The organism is Nocardiopsis salina YIM 90010 (genome assembly GCF_000341025.1).
In the GTDB taxonomy this organism is placed as follows: Bacteria; Actinomycetota; Actinomycetes; order Streptosporangiales; family Streptosporangiaceae; genus Nocardiopsis; species Nocardiopsis salina.
The window spans coordinates 1-11,236 of sequence record NZ_ANBF01000082.1 but is presented as its reverse complement, the minus strand read 5'-3'; the positions used below and the strand labels follow the sequence as shown (position 1 = coordinate 11,236).

Annotated in this window: 8 protein-coding genes and 2 pseudogenes (1 of these 10 cut by a window edge); 5 read left to right on the top strand and 5 right to left on the bottom strand. The window is 69.3% G+C overall.

The window, feature by feature from the left end; translation table 11 throughout:
• A pseudogene (locus tag D474_RS28080) lies at window positions 1–409 on the bottom strand (HelD family protein) (it extends 1,825 nt beyond the left edge of the window).
• A gap of 185 nt (window positions 410–594) precedes the next feature.
• The gene (gene coaA / locus D474_RS0108845) at window positions 595–1,500 is read right to left on the bottom strand and encodes a type I pantothenate kinase (RefSeq protein ID WP_017613225.1); all 906 of its coding nucleotides are present in this window, start codon (window positions 1,498–1,500) and stop codon (window positions 595–597) included.
• 332 nt (window positions 1,501–1,832) lie between these two features.
• On the opposite strand from coaA, the gene glmS reads away from it, so the two are divergent.
• Window positions 1,833–3,686, top strand: coding sequence for a glutamine--fructose-6-phosphate transaminase (isomerizing) (glmS, locus tag D474_RS0108840; RefSeq protein WP_017613224.1), 1,854 nt, complete (start codon window positions 1,833–1,835; stop codon window positions 3,684–3,686).
• A gap of 104 nt (window positions 3,687–3,790) precedes the next feature.
• Here the strand turns inward: glmS and D474_RS28075 are convergent, their stop codons facing one another.
• Window positions 3,791–4,171, bottom strand: a complete 381-nt coding sequence (locus D474_RS28075) for an STAS domain-containing protein (RefSeq protein ID WP_017613223.1) — start codon at window positions 4,169–4,171, stop codon at window positions 3,791–3,793.
• A gap of 173 nt (window positions 4,172–4,344) precedes the next feature.
• Window positions 4,345–4,899 carry an ATP-binding protein gene (locus D474_RS0108830; RefSeq protein ID WP_017613222.1) on the bottom strand — a complete coding sequence of 185 codons (555 nt, stop codon included), beginning with the start codon at window positions 4,897–4,899 and terminating at the stop codon, window positions 4,345–4,347.
• Between the two features lie 316 nt (window positions 4,900–5,215).
• On the opposite strand from D474_RS0108830, the pseudogene D474_RS28070 reads away from it, so the two are divergent.
• Window positions 5,216–6,101: pseudogene (locus D474_RS28070) on the top strand (helix-turn-helix domain-containing protein).
• A gap of 482 nt (window positions 6,102–6,583) precedes the next feature.
• Window positions 6,584–6,817: a DUF397 domain-containing protein gene (locus tag D474_RS0108820; RefSeq protein WP_040703204.1), complete on the top strand. Its 234-nt coding sequence runs from the start codon at window positions 6,584–6,586 to the stop codon at window positions 6,815–6,817.
• Window positions 6,818–7,181: 364 nt separating this feature from the next.
• Here the strand turns inward: D474_RS0108820 and D474_RS0108815 are convergent, their stop codons facing one another.
• The gene (locus D474_RS0108815; protein WP_017613219.1) at window positions 7,182–8,426 is read right to left on the bottom strand and encodes a KamA family radical SAM protein; all 1,245 of its coding nucleotides are present in this window, start codon (window positions 8,424–8,426) and stop codon (window positions 7,182–7,184) included.
• A 491-nt stretch (window positions 8,427–8,917) separates the two neighbouring features.
• On the opposite strand from D474_RS0108815, the gene plsX reads away from it, so the two are divergent.
• A complete protein-coding gene (gene plsX, locus D474_RS0108810) occupies window positions 8,918–10,015 on the top strand; it encodes a phosphate acyltransferase PlsX (protein WP_017613218.1) in 1,098 nt (365 codons plus the stop codon).
• 93 nt (window positions 10,016–10,108) lie between these two features.
• A partial coding sequence (gene argS, locus D474_RS0108805; protein ID WP_017613217.1) for an arginine--tRNA ligase occupies window positions 10,109–11,236 on the top strand: 1,128 nt, incomplete at its 3' end.

Here is an 11,236-nt window from a genome sequence, read left to right as displayed (position 1 = left end):
GGCGGCCGACGTGCACCCGATCGGGGCCCTCACCGGAGGGATCGCCCGCCGTTGCCGCGCCCTCGCCGCCCTCCTCGTCGTCCAGGAAGACGGTGCCGGGCTCGAAGTCCATGCGCCCGAAGAACAGGGGCGCGTCGGGGATGTCCGCGAGTTCGGAGAGGCGGCGCAGCCGGTTCCGGAACACCGCCTCGTCGTTGAACTCGTCCTTGGCGTCGCCGCTCATCACGAGCGTCGTGGCGGCCACGCCCTCGTACATCGTGCGCAGCGCCTGACGGGCCCGTGCCAGGTGGGCCCGCTCGAGGAGGACCTCGGGGTCGGCCGGCGGTGCTGCACCAGCCGTGGACGGTTCCTCCCCGGCCCCGGGTGCTCCACCGGGATCGGGCGTGCGGGCGGGATCGGTCGTGCTCATGGCGGCCTCGAAGGGGTAGGCGGGACGGTGGACGCGCCGGCTCGCGCGCGGGTCCCGCCCCGGTCGCCGCAGGGGCCCGGTTCGTTCCGATCGTCAGAGCGCACTGCACCCGGGTCAGGGGTGGCCGGAAGAGCCACCCACCCTACCCGCGGACGGTCACCTCCGGCAGCCCCTTTCCCGGGAACTCAGGTCTTGCGCAACCGCACCCTGCGCACCCGGTGGTCGTCGCCCTTGTAGAGCACGAGGGTCGCCCGCCCCCGGGTGGGTTGGATGTTCTCGACCAGGTTCACCTCGTTGATGGTGCGCCAGGTGTTCGCGGCGAACTCCAGCGCCTCTTCCTCCCGCGTGGTCGTGGCCATGTGGTGGAAGTACGAGCGCGGGTCGGAGAAGGCCGTGCGCCGCAGTTCCCGGAACCGGTCGAGGTACCAGTTCCGGATGTTGCCGACCTTGGCGTCGACGTAGATGGAGAAGTCGAAGAAGTCGGCCACGGCCAGGCGCCCGGCGGTGGCGGGCTGCAGCACGTTGATGCCCTCGACGACGAGGATGTCGGGGCGCCTGACGGTCTGCCGCTCCCCCTGGACGATGTCGTAGTGCAGGTGCGAGTAGACCGGGATCTCGAGCTGTTCGGCCCCGGCCTTCATCTCCGAGACGAACCGGACGAGGGAACGCCGGTCGTAGCTCTCGGGGAACCCCTTGCGGCGCATGAGCCCTCGCGCCTCGAGCACGGCGTTGGAGTGGAGGAAGTTGTCGGTACTGACGAGTTCGACGTGGGGATGGTTGGGCCATTGGGCCAGCAGTGAGCGCAGCAGTCGGGCGGTCGTGGACTTGCCGACGGCGACGCTGCCGGCCACACCGATGACGAACGGCGCCGGACGGTCGGCCTCGCCCAGGAAGGCGCGCACGGCGGCGTGCCGCTGCTGGGTGGCGCCGACGTACAGATTGAGCAGACGCGACAGCGGCAGGTAGATGTCGCGCACGTCCTCCAGTGATGTGGGGTCGGACGTCCCCCGCAGCTCGGCGAGGTCGGCCTCGGTCAGGGACAGCGGCGTGGAGGCGCGGAGGGCAGCCCAGGCCTCCCGGTCCAGTTCCACGTACGGCGAGGAGACGCCGTTCTTCGTCGCTTGAGACACGGTCGACAACCCTAGACGAGCACCCTCACCGGACTCGGCGCCCGGCCCCCGGAAGAGCCACGACTCCGAGGTAACGTGTTCGAAACCACAGGTCCATTCGGTGCTCGGAGAAAGTTTTTTCGTCGCGGGGCAGAGGGCCCGGAACAACCGCACTCCACACCTGCCCACGCTTCCCACCTGCGCGGCCTATTCTCCATGCACCAAATGGTCTATACCGCCACCAGGGAAAATGGCGAGTGGTATGCAGCACTGGTTGGTCGATTCAGCGTCCGTTCTCGCCTACGCTGGCGCCCATGTGCGGAATCGTTGGCTACGTCGGGCCGCAACCGGCGCTCGAGGTCGTCGTGGACGGCCTCGCAAGGTTGGAGTACCGCGGATATGACTCCGCGGGTGTGGCTGTGCTGGACGACGGCACACTGCGCACCGAGAAGCGGGCCGGAAAGCTCGCCAACCTGCGCCAGGCCCTGGAGGACCACCCCATCGGGGGCGAGGGTGCCGGAATCGGCCACACGCGTTGGGCCACCCATGGTGCCCCCAACGACGTCAATGCCCACCCCCACGTCGACAACGACCGGCGTGTCGCGGTGGTCCACAACGGCATCATCGAGAACTTCTCCGCCCTCCGCAACGAGCTGGAGGAGCAGGGCTGCAAGTTCCTGTCCGAGACCGACACCGAGATCGCCTCGCACCTGTTGAACAAGGTGCTCGAGGAGCGCGGTGACGGCGACCTCACCGGTGCCATGCGCCAGGCCTGCAAGCGCCTGGAGGGCGCATTCACCCTGGTCGCGGTCTCCGTGGACGACCCCGAGCTCGTCGTGGCCGCGCGCCGCAACTCCCCGCTGGTCGTGGGCCGCGGACAGGGCGAGAACTTCCTCGCCAGCGACGTCGCCGCCTTCATCGCGCACACCCGTGACGCCGTCGAGCTGGGCCAGGACCAGGTCGTGGAACTGCGCGCCGACTCCGTCGCGGTCACCGACTACGACGGCAACCCGGCCGAGGTCAACGAGTACCACGTCGACTGGGACGCCTCCGCCGCCGAGAAGGGCGGCTACGAGTACTTCATGCTCAAGGAGATCGTCGAGCAGCCCCGCGCGGTCGCCGACACACTCCTGGGCCGCGTCACCACCGACGGAGAACTCCACCTCGACGAGATGCGTCTGACACCGGCCGAGCTGCGCACGGTCGAGAAGATCGTCATCATCGCGTGCGGCACGTCGTACCACGCGGGCCTGATCGCCAAGTACGCGATCGAGCACTGGTGCCGCGTGCCCTGCGAGGTCGAGGTCGCCAGCGAGTTCCGGTACCGGGACCCGATCCTGGACCAGCAGACCCTGGTCATCGCCATCTCGCAGTCCGGCGAGAGCATGGACACCCTGATGGCGGTGCGCTACGCCCGTGAGCAGCGCGCCAAGGTCCTGGCGATCTGCAACGTCAACGGGTCCACGATCCCGCGCGAGTCCGACGGTGTTCTGTACACCCACGCCGGCCCCGAGGTGGGCGTGGCCGCCACGAAGACCTTCCTGACACAGCTGGCCGCCTGCTACCTCATCGGCCTGTACCTGGCTCAGGTGCGGGGCCTGAAGTACGGCGACGAGATCAATGCGGTCATCGCCCAGCTGGCCACCATGCCCGACCGGGTCGAGCAGGTGCTGGAGACCGTCGAGCCGGTCCGGCAGCTGGCGCACTCGCTGGCCGACGCGAACACCGTGCTGTTCCTGGGCCGCCACGTCGGTTATCCGGTGGCACTGGAGGGTGCGCTCAAGCTCAAGGAGCTGGCGTACATGCACGCGGAGGCGTTCGCGGCCGGCGAGCTCAAGCACGGCCCGATCGCGCTCATCGAGGAGGGCCTCCCCGTCGTCGTGGTGGTCCCCTCGCCCGAGGGCCGCAGCGTGCTGCACGACAAGATCGTGTCCAACATCCAGGAGGTGCGCGCCCGCGGTGCCCGCACCATCGTGATCGCCGAGAAGGGCGACGAGGCCGTGCGCCCGTACTCGGACGTGCTCATCGAGATCCCGGCGGTCCCCACGCTTCTGCAGCCGATCGTGTCGACGATCCCGATGCAGGTGTTCGCGTGCGAGCTGGCCCTGGCCAAGGGCAACGACGTCGACCAGCCCCGCAACCTCGCCAAGAGCGTGACCGTGGAATAGCGCGGCGCCGACGACCGACACCGACGGGGTGCGCCTGCGGGCGCACCCCGTTCGTCGTGTCCGGGTCTCGGCCGCCCGCCCCGTGGGCATTCGTCGTGTGCGGGTCAGACCGCCTGCGGGGGCACGCGCCCGTGCGCGTGCTTCGCGCGCGTGTGGGCGTCGCACGCGGCCCCGGCGGTGGGGTAGGTGGGCAGTACCTCGTGCAGCCTCAGCACGTCGAGGATGCGGGAGAGCTGCCGGGGCGGTGCGGCCAGAAGCAGGTGTCTGCCCTCGCGGGCGGCGTCACGCATGGCTCCGACCAGTGCGTTGACCCCGGAGGCGTCGATGAACGAGACCGCCGCCAGGTCGGCCACCACACAACCGTGGGCGGCCCGTTCGGCCAGGCGTGCGTGCACATCGCGCGCGGTCGCGATGTCGATCTCACCTTCGAGGCCCACGACGGAGATACCGCCGCAGGCGAACTGCTCCTGCTCCGTGTCCAGCACGTCACGCCTCACTCCCGGGTCGAGCACAGGAATCCACTGTCGGGACGCGATCGGTCAAATGCCGACATGATTGGCCAGCCTACTCGGCCCGGCCGACACATCCCGGCCCACCGGGCACACCTGTGGAGGACCATCGGCCCTGTGCGGTGCGGGAGCGGACGTGGGGGCGCTCCTCAGGCGTCGCCGGCGTCGGTGCAGAGCACCCAGACGACCTTGCCGCCCCCGCGGATCGGACTCCAGCCCCATTCGGCCCCGAAGGCGGCGACGAGCCCGAGACCGCGGCCGCACTCGGCGAACTGGTGGGCGTCGACCCGGTGGGGGGCGGTGTCGGTGTCGTCGGCGACCATGCACACCACGGAGTCCGCCCCGACCCGGCGGAGCTGCACCACGACAGCGGAACGCGCGGGGTCCGCGGCTTCGGGAACGGCGTGGCGGCAGGCGTTGCCGACGAGTTCGGAGACGACCAGGCGCAGATCCTCCTCGAGCCCGGGCAGGCCCCACCCGCGGGCGGTGTCGGCCGCGAACTCGCGTGCGTGGCCCACCGAGCGGGCGGTGGAGTCGAGGGAGCGCGCGGCGAGGTCGGGGGTGCGCGAAGTGCCGCCGATGCCGAGTCGGCCGGAGGGCGGGTCCCACCAGCCGGACAGGCGGCTGTCGAGGTCCCGCACCTGGGAGGGGCGGCTCGGGGATGCCTCGGTACCGGTCTCCGAAGGCATCAGCTCTGCGTTCATCACGTTCCTCACGATGTGATGTCGGGTCGCTCGGCCTGCTCTGACGGGGGTGCGTGGCTTACATCTGTAAGACACGTCTGCACGTGCAGCATGATGTCCGGGCAAGACTATAGGACGAACTGCACCTATTGGTAGGCCCGGCACCGATAATTCGCGCACCGCACCGGCAATGACACCCGCAACAGAACAGGGCAGACGTCGCCTAACCGGCATCCCGGAAGCCCTGTCCACAATGGAAACTCATCGTTATACTGGGCGATCGCTCGCTCAGAAGCCGCCACAGGAGGGCGTCGTGATCACCGACCAAGCACAGGATTTGCAGGTCACCGAGGATTTCCTCGCCAATTCGAGCGGCGGCCCGACCGTACTGCGCATTCTTCTGGGCACCCAGCTGCGACGCTTGCGCAAGAACAAGGGAATTTCCCGCCACGACGCCGGGTACGCGATCCGTGCCTCCCACGCCAAGATCAGCCGGATGGAGCTCGGACAGGTGAGTTTCAAGCGTCGGGACGTCGACGACCTGCTGAAGCTGTACGGGGTGGACGACCCCGAGCAGCGCGAGGCGCTCCTCGGGCTCATCTCCAGCGCCAACGCGCAGGGTTGGTGGCACAAGTACGGCGACGTGCTCCCCCAGTGGTTCGGTGTGTACGTGGGCCTGGAGGAGGCCGCGTCGATGATCCGCACCTTCGAGGTGCAGTTCGTCCCGGGCCTGCTGCAGACCGACGACTACGCGCGCGGTGATCAACCTGTCGAGCACCACCCGCTCGGAGGAGGACGTCACCAGCCGCGTGGACATGCGTATGCACAGGCAGATGCGGCTGCACGAGCCCGAGGCGCCGCGCCTGTGGGCGGTGATCGACGAGGGTGTCCTGCACCGGCCGTACGGCGACCGGGAGACGATGCGCGGGCAGATCGAGCACCTCATCGAGATGAACCGCCGCCCCAACATCACGGTCCAGATCGCCACCTTCGACATCGGAGGGCACCCGGCGGCCGGCGGCCCGTTCAGCATCCTGCGCTTCCCCACGCCGCAGCTTCCGGACGTGGTCTACCTCGAGCAGTTGAGCAGCGCGCTCTACTTCGACAAGTACGAGGACACCCACCGGTACGCGCAGACGATGGACCACCTGGCCACACAGGCGCCGACGCCGGACCGTACCGAGGAGATCCTCCGGCCGTTCCTGGAGCGCTACTCCGACTGAGGCGCCCGCCGCACCACCCCCGCACGCACCGGACCGCTCCCGGCGCCCCGTGCACCCTCTCCCCCCACCCACACCCAGGCCCACTACACAGGGTGACCTCGCGTCGAGAGCAGACACTCTGAGTGTGTACACGACCACCACAGGTCGACCCCAGATCTCCGGAATGTCCGTCTTCGGCCACGGGTGAGAAACGATCCTGGAACCGGGCACCGACCACGCCCCGTGTGCGTCGGCTGTGACATGGGGATCCGCAACCGCATCACCCGGGGTCCACGTGTGTGTGCTTACAGACGTAATCACGGATGCACGTGCATCGACTACGCTGTGGCGAACGCCGTGGTCTCCGACCGGGTGTGCCCCGTGCCCCCAGGGCTCCGGGGGTATCCCGGGTCGATCCCGGTGACCGAACGACGGGCGCGGCGGGCTCCCTGCCGCGTGTGGACACCCCGCTCACCAGTCCACCGATGTTCCAGGAGGATGAGATGCAGATCAGCAACGGCGTTCCCGCGGACAGTCTGCCGATGGTCGTCTGGACCAAGAGCAGTTGGAGCAACCCGGACGGGAACTGCGTTGAGGTCGCGACCCTTCCCGGCGGTGACATCGCCGTCCGCAACTCCCGTGACCCCCGTGGACCGGCACTGGTCTACACACCCGACGAGATCAAGGCCTTCGTGCGCGGCGCCAAGACGGGTGACTTCGACGAACTGCTGACCTGACCCCGTCCGCCCCGCGGCCCCCGAACCACCACCGGAAGAAGGTGTCCGCCGATGGCCCCCGCGACCCGCCCACGGTCGCGGAGCGGGCCAGATCCGTCCTCGGCCGGACACACGACGGAGCCCGGCACCCCGAAGGGTGCCGGGCTCCGCTGCCTCCGGGGCGCCCCCGTGATCCCGGGAGCGCCCGGGGCCGAGGCCCTAGGGGCTGTTCGACGAACACCGATTACCGGCTGCGCGGCGCCCCAGCGGCACTCTCGCTGCGTTCTCATCAGTCAACGGCACATCCGGGCCGACCCCTTCTTCGGCCTTGCGACAGCACCACTGGCTGCGCCGCTCGCAACGGAAGGCGTCCACCAAACAGACCCTAGAGGCGGGTCGGGTCGATCAGCCCGTTGGAGCCCCCGCCCTCCGGCGGCACCTCCCACGGGAAGTGGGTGGCGCCCAGGGCGGGTTTGAGGTCGAACAGCCAGGCGGCCTTCTCGTCGTACTTGGCGAAGAAGGGACGGCCCACCAGCTCCGGGTCGCGCGCCTGGATGAAGTGCAGTACGAACACCTTCTCGCCGGCGATCTCGGTGACCCCGTCGACGCACACCTTGCCGGGTGTGGCCGACATCGAGGGCCCGCGGACCGTCCGGGCCAGGCCCGAGACGTTCTGGTAGGCGGTGCGGAAGATGTCGTAGGCCTCGGCGAGCGGCACCGCGAAGTAGTCCTGCGGGCCGGTGTCGCGCTCGACGAACATGTAGTACGGCACCATGCCGTGGCGCAGGTGCGTACGCCACATGCTCTCCCACGTGGCGGCGTCGTCGTTGATCGTGCGGATCATCGGCGCCTGCGTACGGATGACCGCGCCGGTGTTGCGGACGCGGCGGACCGCTTCCTGAACCAGCTCCGGGGCCATCTCGTTCGGATGCGAGAAGTGGGCCATGAACGCGAGGTTCTTGCCCGACTCCACGACCTTCTCGAACAGGCGCAGGGTGTCGTCGGCGTCCGGGTCGGTGACGAAACGCTGCGGCCAGTACCCCAGCGCCTTGGTCCCGATGCGGATGGCCTCCAGGTGATCGATCTCCAGCAGCGGCTCGATGTACTTGGAGATCACACCCTCGCCCATGATCATCGGGTCGCCACCGGTGAAGAGCACACTGGTGACCTCGGGGTGCGAGCGCACGTACTCGACCATCTGGTCGATCTCGCTGGAGGCGAACTTCAGGTCGGCGTCGCCCACGAACTGCGCCCAGCGGAAGCAGTAGGTGCAGTAGGCGTGGCACGTCTGGCCCTGCTTCGGGAAGAAGAGGACCGTCTCATTGTACTTGTGCTGGATCCCGGGGATCGGTTCCTCGTTCCCCTTGGTCGGCACGTTGAGATCCATCTGTCCCGCCGGGTGCGGGTTCAGCGTGGCACGGACCTGGTTGGCGGCCTGGTTGAGCTCCTTGCGGTCGGCCCCTGCGCTCAGCAGATCGGCGATCCGGGAGACGTCCTCCTGTGGCAGCATGTCGGCCTGCGGGAAGACGAGCTTGTAGATCGGATCGTCGGGCGCGGCATCCCAGTCGATCAGCTCGTCGACGACGTAGCTGTTGACCCGGAACGGCAGCACAGTGGCCACCGCCCGCACTGCGAGCCGTTCGTCTGCTGCGAGGCCGGCTCGCGCCGTGAGCTCGTCAAGGTGTTTCGTCGTGTAGGCACGAAACCGACGTCCGGCGGACGGGGACTGTGCCGCGTCAGGCGTAACGCTCACGCCTCTCCTCTCCTGATCGCTTAGGCCCGGGCCACCCCGGCGAAGGTCATCCGGGCAGCCCAGATCCGGTGATCATGCGCAGTACGGGCCACGCTGACCACCGGTGCGGTTCATTCCGTTGTCACATGGCCCCGGGGATCTTCACCCCCCGGCAACCAACGGGCGGGCATACCCCAGCTAGAGGCTTTGTACCCATTCGCGCGAAAACACAGCTTCTAACTGGACATACCGGAAGTATCCTCGCAGAAGACCCCACCACCCAGGGCACGCCGGTGTCCGAGAGCCACTCGCGCCACTGCCCTCCCGAGCCCGATACCGTGTCGGCGCGGCCCCGGAGGCGCACCCGAACCCGTGGAGGACAGACCCCGTTGAGCGCCACTACGAGCGGCACACCCGAACCGGAGCCCACCGGCCGGAGCGCCACACCGCCGGTCATCGCCGTGGACGCCATGGGCGGCGACCACGGGCCCGAGGCGATCGTGCACGGCGCCGTCCGGGCGGTGCGCGAACTCGGGTTGCGGATCCTGCTCGTGGGCCGCCGCACCGTGGTCGCGTCCCTGCTCGCCGAGCACGACGCCCTCCGCGAGGTCCCGGTCGTGCACGCCGAGGACGAACTGGAGATGCACGAGGGCGCCCTGGCCAGCTGGCGCCGCCCCCGTTCGAGCGTCGCCGTCGCCTGCCACCTGATCCGCCGCGGCGATGCCCACGCCCTGGTCTCGGCCGGGTCCACCGGCGGGGTCGTGGCCACCTCGACGGTGCGCCTGCGGACCCTCACCGGCGTCATGCGCCCGGCGCTTGCCGTGCCCCTGCCCACCGGGGACCGGCCCACGATCCTCGTCGACGCCGGGGCCAACGCCGACGCCAAACCCGAGATGCTCGTGCAGTTCGCGCACCTGGGCAGCGCCTACGCACGGACGGCGTTCGGGGTGCAGCGGCCGACCGTCGGTCTGCTGAGCATCGGGAGCGAACCCGGCAAGGGCAACAAGCTGACACGCAAGGCCGGGGAGATGCTCACGGCCGCCGGGGAGTCCGGGGCCCTCGACTTCCACGGCAACATCGAGGGCCACGACCTGCTCACCCGTGCGGTCGACGTCGTGGTCGCCGACGGCCACACCGGCAACGTCGCCCTCAAGACCGTCGAGGGCACGGCCTCCTTCGCGATGTCGGCGGTGCAGGAGGCCCTGACCTCGACCCCGCTCGCCAAGGCCGGCGCGCTCCTCCAACGCCGCTCCCTGCGTGAGCTGCGCGGCCGCCTGGACAGCGAGACCTACGGCGGCGCCGCGCTGCTGGGCCTCAACGGAACCGTGGTCATCGCACACGGGGCCAGCCGCGACACCGGCATCACACACGCCTGCCGCCTCGCCCACGACCTGATCTCGGGGCGCATGGACGAACAGATGCGTCGGCGCGTACCGCACCGGCAGGGGCACTGGTTCAACCGGTTCGGACAGCACGAGGAACGCTGACCCCTGACGGCGGTCCCCGCCGACCCGCGACCTGCATTGTGGGGCACCCCACAGCCGTCGGGAAGGCCCCGTCCGGTCGGTACTCTGGAAGGCATGGCCGACCCGCAGGAAGTACTCTCGCGACGGGTCCAGTCCGCGCTCGGCGCCGCCTTCGGCCCCGAGTTCGCCGACACCGACCCCGTCATCCGTCCGTCCCAGTTCGCCGACTACCAGGCGAACGCCGCGCTCGCGCTCGCCAAGCGTCTGGGCCGAAAGCCGCGCGAGGTGTCCGCGGCGATCATGGAGCACCTCGACGTCTCCGACGTGTGCCGCGAGGTCGAGGTCAGCGGGCCCGGTTTCATCAACCTGACCCTGCGCGAGGACTGGATCGCCGCGCAGGCGCAGGCCCTGCTCGACGACGCCCGGCTGGGCGTGCCCGAGCAACCCCCGAAGAACGTCCCGATCGACTACTCCGCGCCCAACGTGGCCAAGGAGATGCACGTCGGACACCTGCGCACGACCGTGGTCGGCGACTCCCTGGCCCGGACCCTGGAGCTCCTGGGCCACAACGTCATCCGCCAGAACCACATCGGCGACTGGGGCACCCCCTTCGGCATGCTCATCGAGCACCTCCTCGAGGTGGGCGAGGACTCCGACCGGGCCCAGCTGCTGATCACCGACCCCAACGCCTTCTACCAGGGGGCGCGCACGAAGTTCGACGAGTCGGGCCCCGAGGCCGACGACTTCGCCGCACGGGCCCGCGGGCGCGTGGTGCAGCTGCAGAGCGGCGACGAGGAGACGCTGCGCCTGTGGCGCAAGCTCGTCGGGTTCTCGAGGACCTACTTCAACAAGGTCTACGGCAAGCTGGGCGTCACCCTCACCGACGACGACCTGGCCGGCGAGAGCACCTACAACGACATGCTCGACGCGGTGTGCGAGGACCTCGAGTCACAGGGCATCGCCACAATGAGCGACGGCGCCCTGTGTGTGTTCCTCGAGGGCTTCACCGGCCGCGAGAAAAAGCCGGTGCCGCTGATCGTGCGCAAGAGCGACGGCGGTTACGGCTACGCCACCACCGACCTGGCGACCGTCCGGTACCGGGTGGACGCCCTCAAGGCCGACCGCATCCTGTACGTGGTGGGCGCCCCGCAGGCCATGCACTTCAAGATGGTCTGGGCGACCGCGCGCGAGGCCGGGTGGCTGCCGCAGGACGTCGAGACCACGCACGTGCAGATCGGCAAC